Raw genomic sequence first — 18,127 nt, 5'->3', positions numbered from 1 at the left:
CGCGCGTAGGGGCTCTGGGCCGAGCATGGAGACATATCCGATATCGACATCTGCGTTCGATGGTTCTCCACGGTCGACGCAGCAGAAAGGACTCCCGATGTATGTCGCGCTTCGCGATCTGCGTCGCGCTCGTGGACGTTTCGCGCTCATCGCGCTCGTCGTCGTGCTGGTGGCGGTGCTCGTCACCTTCCTCAGCGGGTTGACAGCGGGCCTCAAACATCAGAACGTCTCCGCAGTGCAGGCCCTCCCCGGCTCGTCTGTGGTGTTCGCCGACACCGGCACATCCCCCTCGTTCGACGAATCATCGCTCACCGCAGCACAACTCGACACATGGCGATCCGCACAGCCGAGCACCGTCGCCGTGGGGATCTCCCGCTCGCGGATCTCGACGTCCACGCAGCCCGATTCGCCCCTTCCGGTGGCACTCATCGGCACCGACCGCGACGCTCCGGCCCAGGGTCACGTCGAACTGAGCGCCCCGGTCGCCGACGACCTGCACGCGAGTGCGGGCTCGGTCGTCGAACTCGGCGGTCAACGCTTCACCGTCACGCGAGTGGTCGGCGACGACTGGTACGCCCACAGCCCTGTCGTCTATCTCTCGCTCGGTGACTGGCAGGCGCTCTCGCCGCACTCCGGCGCTGCGACCGTCGCGACCTTCACTGCGTCCGGCGACGCCGACACCACGTCGGTGGCGAGAAGCACCCAGACGACCGTCACCAGTTCCGCCGATTCGCTGTCTGCGTTGGCGTCGTATAAGGCGGAGAACAGCTCGCTGACCTTGATGACCGTTCTGCTGTTCGTGATCTCGGCGTTGGTGATCGGCGCGTTCTTCACCGTGTGGACGGTGCAGCGCGTTCCCGACATCGCAGTCCTCAAGGCGCTGGGCGCCTCCACAGGCTCACTCGTCCGCGACGCCCTGGGCCAGGCCGCGGTGGTGCTCGTCGTCGGCGCCGCGCTCGGAACCGCGATCACAGCACTGGTCGGCGGTCTCCTCGGCGGAATCCCGTTCGTTCTCACCGCATCCACAACGCTCGTGCCCGCCGTCGCGATCATCGCGCTCGGCCTCGTCGGCGCAGCGTTGGCACTCCGATTCCTCGTCACCACCGATCCACTCACCGCGCTGGGAGGCGCACGATGACCATGACTACTTCACCGAGAACAATTCCCGCTCTTGACATGTCGGCGGTGACGCTGACCTTCCCCGACGGCGCGGGACGGGTGACAGCACTCGACGACGTCGAGTTGGCCGTAGCACCCGGCGAGATCGTCGCGGTCACAGGTCCGTCGGGCTCGGGTAAATCGAGCCTGCTCGCGGTCGCGGGCGGCCTCATCCGACCCGACTCCGGACGCGTCTCGATCGCGACAGTGCCGGCTGCTGAGAGTGGCAGCGACCTCGAGTCGGGCGGCGTGCCCGGTGACGTCGTCGAACTGAGCGCGCTGTCGCGAAAGCAGTCGGCGCGGGTGCGCCGCGACCATCTCGGATTCGTCTTCCAACAGTCGAATCTCGTCGGCTCGCTGACGGCACTCGAACAGCTCGAGGTGACCGCGCATCTCGGACAACACCTCGTCCTGAGCAGGCAGCGACGCCGCACGGTGCGCGATCACGCCCGCGCTCTACTCACCGAGGTGGGACTTGCCGAGCACATGCACAAACTGCCAGGTCAGCTCTCGGGTGGGCAACGGCAGCGGGTGAACATCGCACGCAGCCTGATGAACGATCCGGCTCTGCTACTCGTCGACGAACCGACGAGTGCGCTCGATCAGCACCGCGGCAGCGAGATCATCGACCTGCTGATCAGGATGTCACGCACACAGAACGCCGCGACCGTGCTGGTCACCCACGATCCGACCCACCTACACCGGATGGATGCGGTCTACGAAATGGTCGACGGCCGGCTGCGCGCACTCTCTGACGACGAGATTGCGGCGCAGCAGCGCGTGGGCGCGGGTGCAGCGAAAGTCGCCTGACGCGGCGGGTGCCCGTTACAGCGTGGGGCCACCGGTGCTGTCGCCGTCGGACCCGTCGGTGACCTCGCCGGTGCCGTGTCCGTCGCGGGTGGGCATTTCGACGTCGAGTGCGCTGACCGCGATGCCGTAGGGCAGGAAGCGGACCCGGCGGGCGGGATCGGTGTTGCGTTGATTGGCACGAAGTGCGTCGAGTTCGGTCGCGAACACCTGCTCCACCCGGGCGCCGCCGTCGGAATCGGTGACGAACACCGCCCAGACACCCGAACCGGTGTCACCGGTGGTCTCCGGCTCGGGAGCGGCGCGGCGACCGGTCTGCTCGAATACCGACGACCATGCAACACCGCCGGCGGGAGAACCGAGGAATTTCCCGACCATGTCGCGCAGACCGTCCCCGGCCTCGCGTGCGAACCGATCGAAATCCTCCGGGTCCATGCCGAATGGATTGTTGCCTGCCATCGTCTACCTCCCTGCGAGTGTCCGGTGGATACCGGACTGAACTCCAGTGTGGCGACGCGACCGCTTCTTCGCCACCAACCCGAGCGCAGACCGGTTCAGCGCGGCGCCAACGCCTCGATCGTCCAGGTCAGGTTGCCCGTACTGAGCGTGGTGCGCAGGCGGGTGTCGTAGGCGGAGTGCAGAAGCTTCCAGACCTGCCGTGCCTGGGGCAGATCGATCGACTTGAAGTGGGAAACGACGAGCTCGCCGCCCGGCGCCAACCACTGTTGCTCGTAGCGGCGCACGGTGCCCAGCGGGTCGGGCAGGTAGTAGAGCATCTCGGAGAACACGATCGCGTCGAAAGCGGGGTCAGCGGCACCCGGATCGAGGTCACCGGGATCGAACGTGGTGGCGTCGGCGCTCACGAAGGTCGCACGCTCCAGGCTGCGGGCCGCCGCACGTTCGACGGCGCTCGGCGCGGCGTCGACCCCTACGAAGCGGGCGTAGTGCGTGGGCGACAGGCGCTGCGCCAACAAGCCCTCGCCGCAGCCGAGCTCGAGCACACGCGGTGCGGACGTGGTCCGTAGGCAGTAGCCGGCGACCACGTGGAATCGCGGGGTCTCCTGCTCGTTGGCGAGGTAGTCCCATTCGCCGTGGCGGTACTCGTCCTCACAGTCGTCGACGCCGTGAGCCGACGAATAGGGGCGCAGGTAGCTCGCCACCAGTCCCGCCCCGCGCGCGGCCTGGCGCCGAACTCCGCTGATCACACCGCCCATGACCTCGCACCATCCCTCAGAACACGCATTGCCACACCGCTTCCACCGTCGGACAAACCCGACGAAATGCTACCGGCGACGCGTCTGGAGCCGATGTGATCGAGTCCTCACAGTGCTTGATCGAGCGGTTTGATCGAGCGGTTTGATCGAGCTCTCGGGTTCGATCACGCGCGTTGGGGCCGATCCGGCGCACCGGGTGCCGGTCACCACCGGTAGTCCAAGAACTTCCCGTCGAAGGTGACCACCACGCGATCGCCGTCGGGGTCGGGTCGCCTGGCGATGTCGACCTTGAAGTTGATCGCGCTCATGATCCCGTCGCCGAACTCCTCGTGGATGAGCTCTTTGAGAGCCGGGCCGTAGACCGCGAGTGCCTCGTAGAACCGGTAGATCGTGGGATCGGTGGACAGTTCGTCGTCGCGGGTACGGGAAGGCTGCAGGCGCAGACTCTCGGCGACGCCTTCGCCGAGCCCGAGCAGTTCGCAGACGATCTCGGCCTTCTCTGCGGGGACCGGATGCTTCCCCAACAGCGCTGCGACCGTCCACACCAGCGGTGCCTCGATACGGTCTGCGATCTCGGCCCACGTCAGACCTGCGCGGATGCGCGCGGCGACGATCAGTTCGGCGGCATCGGACTTGGACATGATCGGTGCGTTCACCAGTGGCTCCCTAGGTCTCGTCGACATCGGCTCTCGAATCTGCGTCGAGTCCACACTCGCTCGGACATCGCGTGTGCGCCACTCGGGAGACGAAAACGCTCAGGGCACCGCGTGCTCTGCGCACACCGCATGATTCGATGACCAGTATGTCGTCCTCCCCTCGAGCCGACGGAGACACGCAGCCGACCGATCACCGCGGTGCGCAGACGTCCCCGCCTGTCGCGCAGACCCCCAGCGTCCAGAAGCCACGGTCTGGGCTTCCTTCCGCATCCGCATCCGCGGACAAGCCCGGCGTCGGCGGACTACTGCTCGTGGTGCTCGCGTTGCTGTCGGCGGTGGCGCCCTTCGCCACGGACCTGTATCTGCCCGCTTTCCCGCAGATGACCGTAGAGCTGCAGACGTCGGCGACGGCCGTTCAGCTCTCACTGACAGCGTTCCTGATCGGCATCACGCTCGGGCAGCTCGTCTTCGGGCCGATGTCGGATCGATTCGGTCGACGCGGGCCGCTGATCGCGGGCGCCACGTTGTGCGTGGCCGCCGGTATCGTCGCCGTTCTCGCACCGTCGATCGGCGTGCTCGTCGCGGCACGGTTCGCGCAGGGCCTCGGCGGTGCGGCGGGAATGGTGATCGGCCGCGCGATCATCTCCGACCTCTCGGAGGGTCGTCAGGCTGCGCGGGCGTTCAGTCTGATGATGATCGTCGGCGGCGTCGCGCCGGTGGTGGCCCCTCTCCTCGGCGGCCTTCTGGTGTCGCCGCTCGGATGGCGTGGTGTGCTCGGTGTGGTGTTGGCGATCTCGGTGCTGATGCTGGTGTCGGCACTGACGGTGATCCGCGAGACCCTGCCGCGCTCGAGACGACACGGCGCGCAGAACTCCACTCCGCGCAACGGCTTCTCGGAGTTACTCGACGTTGGATTCCTCGGGTACAGCGCCGCATTCGCGTTCGCCTTCGCCGTCATGATGTCCTACATCTCGGCGTCGCCATTCGTCTATCAGGACATGATGGGCCTCAGCTCCGGCGTGTACGGGCTGATGTTCGGAATCAACGCGCTCGGGCTGATGGCGGTCAGCGGACTCGCCGCCAGACTGTCGTCGACTCGCTCGCTGCGTGGAATCGTTGCTACCGGGTTGATCGTGATGTGCCTGGCGACGGCCACTTTCGGTGTCCTGGTCGCCACCGGTGCACCCACCGGATGGCTCGCGGTGCCCCTGTTCGTGTGCGTGAGCAGCCTCGGACTGGTGTTCGGCACCGCCACCGGCCTGGCGATGAGCCATGTGGGGTCAGCTGCCGGTGCGGCGTCGGCGGTGCTGGGTGCTCTGCAGTTCGGGCTCGGCGCCCTGGTGTCACCTCTGGTGAGTATCCGGGGTTCCGACACCGCGGGACCGCTGGCCATCGTGATGGCTTGTTGCGCAGCGATTTCCGTTACCGCGTTCGTGGCAGCCGGGCGAGCGCGTGGCCGCGTTCACGACGAGGCTGTGTGAGGGTCGGCGAGCCACTCGCGTAGCCGAGGCAATGGCCACGTGGTCACTATTCTGTCCTGATCGATCTGCATTGCCTCGGCGCGGTGTGCGCCCAAGGCCTTGAACCTGAGTTGGCCCGGCGCATGAGCGTCGGAGTCGATGGCGAACAGACAGCCGAGATCCCTTGCCAGTGCGAGCAGGTCGTCGGGCGGGTCGGCACGTTCGGGACGTGAATTGATCTCGACCGCGGTTCCGGTGTCACGGCAGGCGGAGAACACCTCATGCGCATCGAATGTCGACTGTGGTCGCTTACCGCGTCCGCCGGTGATCAGCCGTCCGGTGCAGTGCCCGAGGACGCGCACCCGCGGATGCTCGACGGCGGCCACCATCCGACGTGTCATCGGGCCGGCGTCCATTCTGAGCTTCGAATGCACCGACGCCGTCACGACGTCGAGGCGGTCGAGCATGTCCTTAGATTGGTCGAGTGAGCCGTCGTCGAGGATGTCGACCTCGATCCCGGTCAGCAGTGTGATGTCGGCATCGCCGCGAGCATTGAACTCGTCGATCACATCGAGTTGCGCATCGAGCCGCTCCGCCGAGAGTCCGTTTGCGACGGTGAGACGGGGCGAGTGGTCGGTGATCGCCAGCCAGTCCTGACCGAGAGCCTGTGCAGCCGAGGCCATCTCGTCGATGGATGCACCACCGTCACTCCACGTCGTGTGCGCATGGAGATCGCCGCACACCGCGGCGTAGAGCGGATCGTCGGAGCCGATCAAGGGCTCCCCTGCAGTCTGCAGACGATCGAGGTAGTCCGGCAACGCGCCGGACGCTGCGGCGTCGATCACCGCCGCCGTGGTCGTACCGATGCCTGCCAGCGCGGTCAGCGATCCCGCCTGCGCGCGTCGTCGGATCTCGTCGTCCCCGACTTCGGCGACCGTCGCTGCTGCCCGCCGAAAGGCCTCGACACGATAGGTGCTCTGTCTGTCCCGCTCGAGTAGCCACGCGATCCGCGTGAGCGCATCTACGGGCGTCACCGGCGCGGTGAGCGGGATCAGCGAGCGCATCCCTCACACTAACCCGCGCGTTCCGCAGCAGCGCACAGCCGGCGCACGAGCGCACAGTCGACGCCAGGCAGCGCACAGTCGACGGTTTTCAGCGCACGGTCGACGCCAGAGAGCGCACGGTCGGCGCTAGCCGACGGTGATGGCGTCGAGTCGCTCCCGGATGAACTCGCCGCCGACGACGGGCGGGCGACCAGCCACCTTGCCGACCGGGGGCTCGAGCGGTGTCACCACGGCGTCGTGGTTGAGCTCGTAGAAGAAGATCAGAGAGACCAGGTCCTCCTCGGGAGCGTCGGCCTGCGGAGGCAGCACGCGGTGCCTGCCCGCAGGCCAACGTCCACCCGACCAGTATTCGAGGAGGTCGCCGATGTTGACCGTCAGCGCCGACGGATCGTACGGCGCGTCCGCCCAGCCACCCTCGTCGCTGTAGACCTGCAGCCCGCCCGCGCCGGGTTCCCGGTCGAGGATCGTCACCGTACCGAAATCGGTGTGCGGGCCGATGCGGAACTGGCCGGGTTCCGGCTCGCCCACGTCGGTCAGCGGCGGATAGTGATTGATGTTCGAGGTCCAGGTCGCCGAACCCGCGAGATCGCGAAAAGGGTTGTCGCTGCCCGAGAGACCCAACGACGCAGCCATCAGCGCGAGTAGATCGTCGGACAGTTTCTTGCAGGCGGCCGTCCAGGCCGTGAACAGCTCACGGAGGCGCGGCGCCTCGGCAGGCCACACATCGGGAGCAAACCAGTAGTCGTCGACCTCGGCGATGCCGACCCGGGTCTGCGCGCCCGAGTTGTAGGTCTCCTTGAGATCGGGTGGAGTCTCGGTGCCCTCGGAGTAGCCGTTGGCCTCGAGTCCCGGACCGATCCACCCACGACCGCCGACTCCAACGGCGTACTGCTGCTTGACTTCTGGTGGCATGGCGAAGAACTCTCGGGCGGCAGCCCGTAGTGCTGCCGGTAACGCGGGATCGATGCCGTGCCCGGTGACGAGCAGGAAGCCCGCCTTCTGCAGCGATTCATCGACCGCAGCACAGACGGCACCGGCACCGGCACCACCTTCTCGCCACTGCGACAGGTCGACCGTCAGGATCGGACTCCGTTCGGTCACAGGACCGTTCCCCTCTTCTCCGAACGCGCTTCACGCACGCCGCCGTCGACGACTCCGATGTCTTCGTTCCACAACGCGGGATGATCCGCGATGAAGTCCGTCATCATGCCGACGCACCGCTCGTCGTCGAGAATCGTCACGTCGACGCCGAGGTCGCGCAACCACTCCTCGCCTCCGGCAAACGTCCGGTTCTCGCCGATCACGACGGCACCGATCCCGAATTGTCGGATCAGCCCGCTGCAGTACCAACACGGCGCCAGGGTGGTGACCATGATCGTCGACGAATAGTCACGTTGCCTCCCGGCGGCGCGGAAGGCGTCCGTCTCGCCGTGCACGGACGGATCGTCATGTTGCACGCGTCTATTGCGCCCCTGCCCGAGCAGCGTGCCGTCGGCGCTGAACAATGCTGCACCGATCGGGATGCCGCCCTCGGCGAGGCCGGTCTGCGCCTGCCGGTAGGCGGTGTCGATGAGAGATGTGGTGTCCACGGTGATCGCCGCACCGATGTGTGGGGTCATGTTCCGACTGTGCGCGCCCCGACCGTCGGGTTCAACCGACAGTCCGTCGTGTCGCGCGCAGACGACTACGTGCATATCGTCTCCTCATGCACGCACGCACCGTCGGCGAGCCGGTCACCGACTCGCAGCATATCGACAGCTCTCACAAATCGGCGCCGTCGTTACGGCGCATCATCGACGACATCCTGGTGGGCGGCAACCCGCGGGTCCTCACGGCACACGATCGCCTCGATCGCCCGGTGAGCTGGGTTCATTCGAGCGAGATCTACGAGATAGGGCCGCTGCTCGCCGGCGGCGAGCTACTGCTGACCACAGGGCTCGGACTTGCGGGCCTCGACGCCGGGACGCGCCGTCACTACATCCGCGATCTCGCCGAGCGTGGCGTCGCCGGACTGGCATTCGAGGTGGGCCGGAGCTTCGACGAGATCCCCGACGAGGTGATCCGGGAGGGTTCCGCGCGCCGACTACCGATTGTCGAACTCCGACAGGTGGTGCCGTTCATCGAGATCTGTCGCGCGGCGAACACGGCGATCGTGTCCACGGAGGTGTCCGATCTGCGTCTGCGCGGCGCGCTGGATGCCGTTTTGCACGACGACATGGCGTCGAGTGGCGGTGTGGCCCGCATGCTCGAGCACATCTCCGACGCCGCACACTGCCCCATCGTGCTCGTCGGCTCGGGTGGCGCCCTCATCGCCGCCCACGGCGTCGACGACGATCGATCGGCGTGGCGGGCCGTCGACGAGCAGATCGCGTCCGTCCCGATCGTCGCCCGTGGGCGTCACATCGCTCGTCTCTTCGCCGGACCCGCCGGCGTGTCAGCGCACGCTGCGCGTGCCGGCGTGTCAGCGCACGCTGCGCGTGCCGAGGGGTCAATGGCACGCCACCTGGTGGCGATGTTGCTCGAGTGCGCGAGCGGGCCGCTCACTGCCGCACTGGTGCGGGCGGGCAGCGGACGATCGGCGGTGGGTGCACGGCTCATCGAAGAGTTGCTCGCGGCCCGGCCCATCAGACGTGCCGATCTGTTTGCGCGCCTGTCGGGATCGGGTGTCCCGGTGTCGGCGTCGTCGCACATCGTTCCCGTGGCGGTGGAGTCACCGGACCCTCGCATGGCCGAGAACGCGCTCGTGCGGGCCGCATCAGGGCTCGGTGGCGCCGTGTACGAGACTGTCGACGCGACGGTTCACGGCCTCGTGGTCGTCCCTTCTGCTACCGACGGAGCCGACCCGCACGCCGACGCTGTCGACTGTGTCGCAGCGGCTTTCGAGCAGATCGGAGCCCACGGCGGTCGAGTGACGGTCGTGGTGGGTCACTCGTGTCCGACCATCGACGCCGCACCGGGCCCCGCCTTGTCGCTCGCGGTCGCGGCATCGTTGCGCACCTGCGCCGAACGGCTGGGCGCCGCAGTCGAATCGGCGCGCACCAGCGGTTCCGCGCGCAGGGTGTTCACCGCACGGGCGCTGGCCGGCGATGCCGCGGCCCGAACGATCGCAGCAGACGTCCGCGACGAACTCCTCGCACTTGTCGAACCGTTGATGGCACACGATCGCGCACAGTCGACGCGCCTCGCGCACACACTCGACACCCATCTGCGTAACGGATGCAGCGCCACCCGCTCGGCCCAGGCGTTGCACATCGGCAGGCAGAGCCTGTACCAACGACTCGACCGCATCCGCACCGTACTCGGTTTCGACCCCACACAACCCGATGTGTACGGATCGGTCATGATGGCCTTCGCCGTCTCCCGCGCCGAGTGATCGAGTGCCAAACGAGCTCAGGCGTAGGCGCGCTGGGATTCCTCGACGGTCCTGCGCGCGAGGATCAGGTACGCGACAAACGCAATCGCGAACCCGACGAAGGCTCCGATGTCACCCAATTCGGGGACCGCTCGCACGACGTATCCGACGAACTTCTCCTGGTTGCAGAACAGCAGCACCGAGCCGACGAGCGCGATCACGAACGCCGCGAGCCCGCCCCAGTTGACGTACCGGGTGTCGTACAGAAGATTCAGTGACGGCTTCTCCTTGCGGAGCAGACGGTCGGCGAAGACCACTCCGAGCCACGGACCGATCCAGTAGGCGACCAACAGCAGGAATGCCTCGTACGATGCCGCGGCGTCGGCAAGCGCCCACCACGCGACGAGGAATCCGACGACGCCGAACAACACCGTGACCAGCGCTCGCTGGGTGTTCATGGGCATTTTGAAGCCCATCGTCACGAAGGCCATCGCACCCGAATAGACGTTGATCGCATTGGCGGCGACCGCGCCGACGGCAATGGCGAGCAGCGTGAGGTCGGCCACCAGTGTCGGCAGGTTGGCGGTGAACGCTGCTGTCGGATTGTCCGACGCCGCCGGGCCGATCGTCACCGACGCCGCTCCGACGAGCATCAGCACGGTGCACGACACGAACAGACCCAGCGAGGCGTACAGCCCGGTCTTCGCCCGAGAAACCGTGGGCGGTAGGTACCGCGTGTAGTCCGCGGCGTAGGGCGTCCATCCGGCGGTGTAGCCGAAGGCGGCGCCGACGGTCAGCCAGAATCCGGACATCGAGAAACCCCCACCCGATGACGGGGGCGCGTCGAGATGAGACTTGCTGAAGATGATGACGGCAGCGATCAGGAAGACGACCGCGAGGATCGGTGCTGCGATGCGTTCGAAGCGCTGCACGAGGTTGTGTCCGAAGAAGGCGAAAGCGGTCTGCACGATGACGATGATGATCAGCCCGACGAGAGGCGTGAAGCCGAACAGCGTCGACAGCGCGAACGCACCGCTGGCGCTGTTGGTGGCGAACCAGCCCACACCGCACATGACCGCCATGAACGTGGCGGGCAGGATGTTTCCGCGATAGCCGAAGGCCAGCCTGCCGAGCACCATCTGCGGGACGCCGTGCAGCGGACCGTCGGCCGACAGCAGGTAGTGCGCGACGGCCGCGAGGCCATTACCCAACACCATCGCGACGACGGCCTGCCAGAACGACAGCCCGAACACACCGACCGACAGGACGCCGACGAAGATCGTCGCGAACTCGAGGTTGGGTGCCGTCCATGTCCAGAACAACCCGCGCGGTGACCCGTGCCTGGCCTCGACCGGGATCGGCTCGTTGCCACCCGGTTCGACGGCGAGGACTTTGTTGCCGTAGTTCAACTGCGAGACGGTGGCCTCGTCGTCGGTGGGTACATCAGTGCTCATGGCCGATACTGTCCTGCCTCACACCCCGGGGAGCAACCGACGAAGTGTCTGTTGCACGGGCACTCCAGCGCGACAGATCGACGCAGCGAGCAGTCTCGGCGCCCCGCACGTGACCCCCCGCTCAGTCGACGCAGGGAATGTCGGCGCCACTGTTGACCGCATCGCCCGAATCGGGAGCAGGTCCGTCGAGCGAGGCCGTCGTTTCGTCTTCTGCAGGGTCACTGGGCGCCGCACTCGTCGACGTCGCGCCCGCGGCGTCGGCGCTCGCTCCCGATGGCACGTCCTGTGTGTCGGTGCTGCCCGACGGGCGCGATGAACTCGACGGCGCCTGCATCCCGAAGGCTGTCTGGATCTGTGCGCGCACCTTGGCGACGTCGATGATGTTGACGTCCTGTCCGTCGACCGTGTCGTAGCGCTCGACGGGAAGAGTGCGGAAGCTGATGCGCTGATCCGACGGCGCGAGCATCTGTTGACCCCACGACATCAGATCCCAGCCGTCGGAGAGCACGACGTCGTTGTTGAGCGCGCTGGTCAAACGGTTGAGCTTGCCCGGATCGGTGAGCATTCCTGTGCTCTGCAACTGGTGAGTCACCGACAGGAGGAATGCCTGCTGTCGATGTGTGCGATCGAGGTCGCCGTTGTCGAGGCCGTGGCGCTGCCGTACGAATGCCAGTGACTGCGAGGCGTTCAGGTGCTGACGTCCCGCGGGAAACCGTGCGCCCGAATACGAGTCGCGCACCGAATGATTCAGGCAGACGTCGATGCCGCCGAGAGCCTTGGCGATGTCGTAGAAGCCGACGAGACTGACTTCGGCGAAACGGTCGATCGGTACCCCGGTGAGTTGGCGTACCGTCTGGATCGTCTCGGCCCGCCCCGCCTCGCGACCACGCGACTCGAGTGTGGCCTGGTCGGTGACACCCTGGTTGGTCAACTGGTCCTCGACCATCGCCTTCTTGCGGCCGTACGCCTCTTTGATCTTGGCCTGGCTGACGTCGAGTCCGTCGACGTCGACGAGATCGTCGCGAGGTATGGAGAAGGCGACGATGTTCTTCTTGTCGGCGGGGATGTGGACGAGTATCAGGGTGTTGGTGTTGTAACCGCCCTCGTCGCCGTCTCCAGCGTGCAATTGCTTGAGGATGTCGGGCGGCAGATTATTGCCGTCACGGTCTTTGCGTGTGTCGAGTCCCATCAGCAGGATGTTCTCGGCTCCGCCCGCCGATGCCGGACCGCCCGCCAATGCCCCCGAGCGGCCGAATCCTCCCGCGACGTGGGTCGCGGTTCCCCACGCGAGCCCGACGACACCGAGGATCGCCACCGAGCACAGCGCGACCGCCACTCGTCCGATGCGGAACAGCGACGACCGGCCTCGCGGAGGAGTGGCCCGGCCCCTCCGGACCGTCCGCCTCGGAATGTCGGGCGCGTCGGTGACCGCCGGAATGGGTTGGGTCAGGTCGTCGGCAACTCCCCAACGCCCGGTGCGGCTCTGCGCCGGGAAGCTCTGGGGTGGCATGCCCTCCGAAGCGGAATCGCGACGCCGCGAGCGCGCAGCCACCTCGCCTGCGGTCAACCGTCTACCGTCGGACCCGCGGAACTGCCGACGGCCGGGGGCGCCGTGTCCAGGAGGATCGCGGTGAGCACGAGCGCGCGACATTCCCTCCTGCTCCACCCGTTCCGCCTCTCTCGTTTCGTTGAACCTCCGACACCGTGACCGGCATCACAGGAGTGGCGCGGACTCCCCCACCCCGACTGGGCAACGTTAGTGACGACGCCTGTGAGAGCCCTGAGTACTCGACGATCGGGGCGGAACGGACACGCGGAAGCGGTAGGTGGCACCGCATTTCGTTGCTCACAGCGACCTGGCAGCGGAGCCTCAGCCATACCTCAGTGGATCCGTCGCACCATCGACGTCGTGACCACAGCTTCCCGCGCTGCCGACTTCGGCGCGTCTCCCGCACGCCAGTCGATCGACAACGTCGGCATCAGCCCGGACGACATCCCCCTCCCCCGGGCGACAACCCGGGATCGGGTCGCATTCGTTGCGCTGCTGGTGGGCACCGCGGCGCTCTACCTGTGGAACATCACCGTCAACGGGAACGCCAATACGTTCTATGCCGGCGCGGCATGGGCGGGCTCCCGCAACTGGGAGGCCCTGTTGTTCGGGTCCGTCGATCCGTCGAACTTCATCACCGTCGACAAACCGCCGGTGTCGCAATGGATCATGGGTCTGTCCGGACAGGTCTTCGGATACTCGTCGGCGAGCATGCTCGTCCCCGAGGCCGTGATGGGAGTGGCTTCGGTGGCACTGCTGTATGCGACGGTGACACGCGTCTCAGGCCGTACGGCCGGGCTCATCGCCGGTGCAGCACTCGCGCTGACACCGGTGGCAGCCATGATGTTCCGGTTCAACAACCCCGACGCCGCGATGGTCCTGCTCATGACCGCGGCCGCTTACTGCACCGTGCGGGCGACGTCACGGGCGAGTATGCGGTGGCTCGTGTTGGCCGGTGTCGCCCTTGGCTTCGCCTTCCTCGCAAAGATGCTCGAAGGACTGATGGTGTTGCCGGCACTGGGCTTCGTCTATCTCTTGGCCGCGCCGACCTCGTTGGGCCGCCGCGTGTGTCATCTGCTCGCCGCGACGCTGGCATTGGTGGTCTCGTCCGGGTGGTACGTGCTCCTCACACTCCTGTGGCCCGCGTCGTCACGGCCCTATCTCGCGGGCTCGACGGACAACAACTTCATGAATCTCGTCCTCGGTTACAACGGGCTCGATCGGATCGCGGGTCACGGTGGCGGCCATTCCCCTGCGCCCGCCGACATGGAGCAGCTGGCACGGGAGAATCCTGCTCTCACAGGGGGCTTCGGGGGCGGGATGTTCGGTAGCGCACCCGGGATCTCACGACTGTTCGGCGGCGAGTTCGGCGCAGAGATCTCGTTCCTGCTCCCGTCGGCACTCGTTGCCTTCGTCGTCGTGCTCGTGCTTCGCGGGCGTATGCCGCGCACCGATCTCGTCCGCGCGGGTGCGCTGCTCTTCGGCCTGTGGTTGTTGGTCGACGGAATCGTGTTGTCCTACATGAGCGGAACGGTCCACCCCTACTATTCACTGGCGATCGCGCCACCGGTAGCTGGTCTGGTCGGTATCGGGGTCGTCGAGGCCTGGCGCGCCCGATCCTCGACGACCGTGTGGAAAATGATCACCGCGCGCGTCGGGCTGGCAGCGATGATCGTCTCGGGCGGCATCTGGGCGTTCGCGCTTCTCGACCGCGAGCCGTCGTGGTTTCCCTGGCTGCGCTGGGTGGTGCTCATCGTCGCCGTTCTCGCCGGAGTTCTCGCCGTCGTGCCCATCACCGCGCGTCGACCCGTCGCGGCGATCGCCACTGGATGCGGTGTCCTCGCAATCCTCTCGGCGCCCGCAGCGTTCGCGATCAACGGTGACACCGTGGCGCACACGGGCGGCAGCCCATCGGTGTTGCCAGGCCACGCGGGTTCGAGCGGCTCGGCGATCACTCATTCGGCGGCCTATCCGACGCACAACCGCGCCGGTGGTGTCTTCGAGAGCACAGATCGACAACGGGGTGGGTTCGGCTCGGCGCCGGATTCGCCTGCGCTCGACCGGCTGCTGGCATCGAGCACCGCACGGTGGGCCGCCGCCACCAGTCGTACGTCGACGGCAGCTGCGCTCGAACTCGATGCGCGCGTTCCGGTGATGGGAATCGGCGGGTTCTCGAACGACCCCACACCCACGCTGGCGCAGTTCCAGAAGTACGTGGCCGACAACGAGATCGGCTACTACGTCGTCGCCGCGGGCGGGCCGGGCTCGGCAGATCGCGCGCCGTCCGGCAGCACCTACACCCACGGCGCGGGCGGATCGCGCAGCGGATCGGTGACCGTACCGATTCAGCAATGGGTGGCGAGCCACTACACAGGCCACACCGTCGGCGATTACACCGTCTACGACCTGAGTGCGGGCACGAGATCCGCCGGGTCGTCGACGTCGGCCCACACAGCAGCCGCGCAACAGCAGCGCGGCCGGCCGATGCCCGCGTCGCAGTCCGGATATCGGCATCGTTTCCATCACCTGGCACGCAACTGAGGAGAAGACCGGTGTTTTGTCAGCAAATTCAGAGTTCCGCCATGCCCATGCTCTCAGTCGTCGACGGCAGTGTGGTCTCGTGAACAGCAACACTCCCGACGAGCCGAACACCTCGCCGATCCCGCCGCACGTCAACGAGGGCGGCGACGAGACCCGCGCCGCATCCGCGTCGGCCCCGACGTCCCCGTGGCACAGCGCACCGTATGGGCACCCCTACGGCACAACGACGTACCCCACCACCGCATATCCGACTCCACCATCGGAGCCAGCGGCGCCCCGACGCACCCGCGGGATCGCCAAACCCGTTGTGGCGACAGCAGTCCTGGCCGGTTTGGTCGGCGGGCTGGTCGGAGTCGGCGGGTATGCGCTGCTCGACCACGGATCGTCGTCAAACGCCCCCGTCATCGCTTCCGCGCCTGCGGCGGCGACCAACGCCGCTGACGCACAGCCGGGTTCGGTCACCTATGCCGCGCAGGTTGCGTCGAAGTCGACAGCCGACATCAAGGTGTCGACGACTCAGGGCGCAGCGGTCGGTAGTGGCATCATCCTCTCACCGGACGGTTACGTGCTGACCAACAACCACGTCGTCAAAGGGGTCGGCAGCGGCGCCAGGATTCAGGTCACCACACCGGACGGCAAAACGTATCCCGCCACCGTGAAAGGCACCTCACCCTCGTACGACATCGCCGTGATCAAGCTCGACGGCGCGTCGGGACTGACACCGGCGACCATCGGCGATTCGGGTTCACTTCAGGTCGGACAGCAGGTCGTCGCCGTCGGGAGTCCGGAGAACCTCTCCAACACCGTGACTTCCGGGATCGTGAGCGCATTGTCGAGGACCGTCACCGCGGGCGACGAACAGGGCAGCTCCGTCACGGTCTACAACGGGCTCCAGACCGACACCCCGATCAATCCGGGCAATTCCGGTGGGCCGCTGGTGAATCTGCAGGGACAGGTCATCGCGGTGAACTCCGCGGTCGACACGGGACAGAGCAGTAGCGGCGGACCGCAGGCGTTCGGCCTCGGCTTCGCCATTCCGATCAACACGGCCAAACGCATCGCGAACGAGTTGATGCAGGACGGCCACGCCACGAAACCTGTTCTCGGGGTGTCGGGTTCACTCGCGTCGAGTGACGAGTCGGTCAACGGCGCCACGGTACGGTCGGTGCAGTCGGGCGGCCCGGCAGCCGATGCCGGTATCAAGAACGGCGACACGATCACCAAGATCGGCAACGCCACCATCAGCAACTACGCCGACCTCATGGCGCAGATCCTCACGCATGCGCCGGGCGAGACCGTCCCCGTCACCGTGAGCTCGGGCGGCCAGACCAAGACGGTGCAGGTGACGCTCGGCAGCACCGTCGACAAGGAACAGACGACGATCTCCGAGCAGGGCAGCAATCCTGACGGCAGCGGCTCGGGTGGCGGTTCTGATGACGGGTCCGGTGGGCGCTCTGGTCAGCGACTTCCCTTCGGTTTCGGACTTCCGTGACACTGACGAGGCCGCGTAAAGAGCACGTAAGGAAAATGCTCACACGCGACGACGATCGTCGGTGAGAGAGCTGTTACCGGAGCGGACGTGCCAGGTAATCGCAGCGCAAAGCCACCGGACTGAACTGTGGGTACCCAGCAGGGCCCACATCGACACGGAGACTTTCCATGCCAGACCTCTTCTCCCCTTTCACCCTGAAGGGCGTCACACTGCGCAATCGCATCGTGATGTCCCCGATGACCATGTACTCGTCGCAGGACGGGCAGATGGGCGACTATCACGTCAGTTATCTCGGCGCACGCGCGTCGGGCGGCTTCGGGCTGATCTTCCCAGAGCAGATCGCCATCACCCCTGACGGCAGAACCACCACGGAGTGCGCAGGAATCTGGTCCGACGATCAGATCGAGGGACACCGGCGCGTGACCGACATCATCAAGCGATTCGGCGCGGTACCCGCCATTCAGCTCGGCCACACCGGCAGGAAGGGCAGTGAGGTCGCGCCACACAGGAGCTATCCGGGCTACCCGGGCAACTCGCAGCTGCCTGCCGACCATCCGAATGGCTGGCAGTGCGTTGCGCCCTCGCCCATCCCGTACGGTGGCGACCACCACTGGCCGGTGCACGCGCTCACCGTCGACGAGATCAAGGCACTTCACCGTCGCTACGCCGACGCAGCACGCCGCGCCCTCGACGCCGGATATCAGTGGCTCGAAATGCATTATGCGCACGGCTATCTGGGTGCAGAGTTCTTTTCTCCGATCGCGAACCGGCGCACCGACGAGTACGGCGGTTCTCTCGAGAATCGAGCACGATTCCACCTCGAAGCGCTCGACGCAGTCCGCGCGGTGTGGCCCGAGGAGTACCCGCTCACAATGCGTCTCGGCGCCGATGACCTCAATCCGGCCGGTACGCAGTTCGAGGACGCCGTGACCGCGATCGGGTGGATGAAGGATCACGGCCTCGACCTCGCCGACATCTCGCTCGGTTTCAACACCGACGACATGGTCGATCCGCCGATGGGTCGCGAGGCGTTCATGGTCGAGATGACCAACAGGGTGCGGACCGAGGTCGGAATCCCGGTGGGCACCAGCTGGAACCTGGGCATTCCCGAGACTGCCGACCGCGTGATCCGTGACGAGCTCGTCGACCTCGTGTTCCTCGGTCGGCCGGCGCTCTCCAACCCGCATTGGCCGGTGTGGGCCGCTCGTGAACTCGGGCACGCCGCACCGTTCGACCTGGTGCCCGACGATTGGCGCTGGTGGCTGCAGAATTTCCGCGGCTACGATGCGAGCATCGGGCTGCCGCCCGCGAAAGAAGCGGCCCCGCGCCTGCGTTCTGCGTGAACTGGCGGGTGCCGAGGCCGTGAGGCGTCGGCACCCG

Annotated in this window: 15 protein-coding genes; 7 read left to right on the top strand and 8 right to left on the bottom strand. The window is 66.7% G+C overall.

All coding sequences use genetic code 11. The features are described 5' to 3' along the window. The first annotated feature begins 97 nt into the window (after window positions 1–97). Together LK459_RS17480 and LK459_RS17475 are read left to right on the top strand one after the other, a co-directional pair. Window positions 98–1,138 carry an ABC transporter permease gene (locus LK459_RS17480; RefSeq protein WP_227919811.1) on the top strand — a complete coding sequence of 347 codons (1,041 nt, stop codon included), beginning with the start codon at window positions 98–100 and terminating at the stop codon, window positions 1,136–1,138. Then, window positions 1,135–1,968, top strand: a complete 834-nt coding sequence (locus LK459_RS17475; RefSeq protein ID WP_227919810.1) for an ABC transporter ATP-binding protein — start codon at window positions 1,135–1,137, stop codon at window positions 1,966–1,968. Before LK459_RS17480 ends, LK459_RS17475 begins: the two co-directional genes overlap by 4 nt. A gap of 15 nt (window positions 1,969–1,983) precedes the next feature. On the opposite strand, the gene LK459_RS17470 is transcribed toward LK459_RS17475, so the two are convergent. The 3 genes from LK459_RS17470 to cynS form a co-directional block, all read right to left on the bottom strand. After that, window positions 1,984–2,424, bottom strand: a complete 441-nt coding sequence (locus tag LK459_RS17470; protein ID WP_227919809.1) for a hypothetical protein — start codon at window positions 2,422–2,424, stop codon at window positions 1,984–1,986. A 95-nt stretch (window positions 2,425–2,519) separates the two neighbouring features. Beyond that, complete coding sequence (locus LK459_RS17465; protein ID WP_227919808.1) at window positions 2,520–3,179, bottom strand: class I SAM-dependent methyltransferase; 660 nt, start codon at window positions 3,177–3,179, stop codon at window positions 2,520–2,522. 203 nt (window positions 3,180–3,382) lie between these two features. Beyond that, a complete protein-coding gene (cynS, locus tag LK459_RS17460; protein ID WP_007238811.1) occupies window positions 3,383–3,835 on the bottom strand; it encodes a cyanase in 453 nt (150 codons plus the stop codon). Between the two features lie 137 nt (window positions 3,836–3,972). Here cynS and LK459_RS17455 point away from each other — a divergent pair, with 137 nt between their 5' ends. Further along, entirely contained in the window at window positions 3,973–5,316 is a 1,344-nt protein-coding gene (locus tag LK459_RS17455) for a multidrug effflux MFS transporter (RefSeq protein WP_227919806.1), read from the top strand. Here the strand turns inward: LK459_RS17455 and LK459_RS17450 are convergent. The 3 genes from LK459_RS17450 to LK459_RS17440 form a co-directional block, all read right to left on the bottom strand. Next, the gene (locus tag LK459_RS17450) at window positions 5,298–6,359 is read right to left on the bottom strand and encodes a PHP domain-containing protein (RefSeq protein ID WP_227919805.1); all 1,062 of its coding nucleotides are present in this window, start codon (window positions 6,357–6,359) and stop codon (window positions 5,298–5,300) included. The genes LK459_RS17455 and LK459_RS17450 overlap by 19 nt on opposite strands. A 126-nt stretch (window positions 6,360–6,485) precedes the next feature. Beyond that, the gene (locus tag LK459_RS17445; protein WP_227919804.1) at window positions 6,486–7,460 is read right to left on the bottom strand and encodes an isopenicillin N synthase family dioxygenase; all 975 of its coding nucleotides are present in this window, start codon (window positions 7,458–7,460) and stop codon (window positions 6,486–6,488) included. Continuing rightward, on the bottom strand, window positions 7,457–7,978 hold the full coding sequence (locus tag LK459_RS17440) for a nucleoside deaminase (protein WP_007240253.1): 522 nt from the start codon (window positions 7,976–7,978) through the stop codon (window positions 7,457–7,459). The genes LK459_RS17445 and LK459_RS17440 overlap by 4 nt, the downstream gene beginning before the upstream one ends. 86 nt (window positions 7,979–8,064) lie before the next feature. Between LK459_RS17440 and LK459_RS17435 the strand changes: the two genes are divergently transcribed. After that, window positions 8,065–9,732, top strand: coding sequence for a PucR family transcriptional regulator (locus LK459_RS17435; RefSeq protein WP_227919803.1), 1,668 nt, complete (start codon window positions 8,065–8,067; stop codon window positions 9,730–9,732). 17 nt (window positions 9,733–9,749) lie between these two features. Here LK459_RS17435 and LK459_RS17430 read toward each other — a convergent pair whose 3' ends face one another. Together LK459_RS17430 and LK459_RS17425 are read right to left on the bottom strand one after the other, a co-directional pair. Then, window positions 9,750–11,165 carry a purine-cytosine permease family protein gene (locus LK459_RS17430; protein WP_007240255.1) on the bottom strand — a complete coding sequence of 472 codons (1,416 nt, stop codon included), beginning with the start codon at window positions 11,163–11,165 and terminating at the stop codon, window positions 9,750–9,752. A gap of 121 nt (window positions 11,166–11,286) precedes the next feature. Then, the gene (locus LK459_RS17425) at window positions 11,287–12,732 is read right to left on the bottom strand and encodes an LCP family protein (protein WP_322590790.1); all 1,446 of its coding nucleotides are present in this window, start codon (window positions 12,730–12,732) and stop codon (window positions 11,287–11,289) included. 342 nt (window positions 12,733–13,074) lie between these two features. Between LK459_RS17425 and LK459_RS17420 the strand changes: the two genes are divergently transcribed. The 3 genes from LK459_RS17420 (at window position 13,075) to LK459_RS17410 (ending at window position 18,090) form a co-directional block, all read left to right on the top strand. After that, entirely contained in the window at window positions 13,075–15,255 is a 2,181-nt protein-coding gene (locus tag LK459_RS17420; protein WP_227919800.1) for an ArnT family glycosyltransferase, read from the top strand. 79 nt (window positions 15,256–15,334) lie between these two features. Next, window positions 15,335–16,747, top strand: coding sequence for a S1C family serine protease (locus tag LK459_RS17415; protein ID WP_227919799.1), 1,413 nt, complete (start codon window positions 15,335–15,337; stop codon window positions 16,745–16,747). Window positions 16,748–16,914: 167 nt separating this feature from the next. Continuing rightward, entirely contained in the window at window positions 16,915–18,090 is a 1,176-nt protein-coding gene (locus LK459_RS17410; RefSeq protein ID WP_227919797.1) for an NADH:flavin oxidoreductase/NADH oxidase, read from the top strand. Window positions 18,091–18,127: the final 37 nt, after the last annotated feature.

This window comes from Gordonia otitidis, assembly GCF_020735545.1.
GTDB lineage: Bacteria > Actinomycetota > Actinomycetes > Mycobacteriales > Mycobacteriaceae > Gordonia > Gordonia otitidis.
This window is presented reverse-complemented; position numbering and strand designations above follow the sequence as displayed.

Bases quoted from the DNA above. Each gene is read 5' to 3' on its own strand.
- LK459_RS17480 (WP_227919811.1), top strand. From the start codon at position 98: ATGTATGTCGCGCTTCGCGATCTGCGTCGCGCTCGTGGACGTTTCGCG.
- LK459_RS17475 (WP_227919810.1), top strand. From the start codon at position 1,135: ATGACCATGACTACTTCACCGAGAACAATTCCCGCTCTTGACATGTCG.
- LK459_RS17470 (WP_227919809.1), bottom strand. From the start codon at position 2,424: ATGGCAGGCAACAATCCATTCGGCATGGACCCGGAGGATTTCGATCGG.
- LK459_RS17465 (WP_227919808.1), bottom strand. From the start codon at position 3,179: ATGGGCGGTGTGATCAGCGGAGTTCGGCGCCAGGCCGCGCGCGGGGCG.
- LK459_RS17455 (WP_227919806.1), top strand. From the start codon at position 3,973: ATGACCAGTATGTCGTCCTCCCCTCGAGCCGACGGAGACACGCAGCCG.
- LK459_RS17450 (WP_227919805.1), bottom strand. From the start codon at position 6,359: ATGCGCTCGCTGATCCCGCTCACCGCGCCGGTGACGCCCGTAGATGCG.
- LK459_RS17440 (WP_007240253.1), bottom strand. From the start codon at position 7,978: ATGACCCCACACATCGGTGCGGCGATCACCGTGGACACCACATCTCTC.
- LK459_RS17435 (WP_227919803.1), top strand. From the start codon at position 8,065: ATGCACGCACGCACCGTCGGCGAGCCGGTCACCGACTCGCAGCATATC.
- LK459_RS17430 (WP_007240255.1), bottom strand. From the start codon at position 11,165: ATGAGCACTGATGTACCCACCGACGACGAGGCCACCGTCTCGCAGTTG.
- LK459_RS17410 (WP_227919797.1), top strand. From the start codon at position 16,915: ATGCCAGACCTCTTCTCCCCTTTCACCCTGAAGGGCGTCACACTGCGC.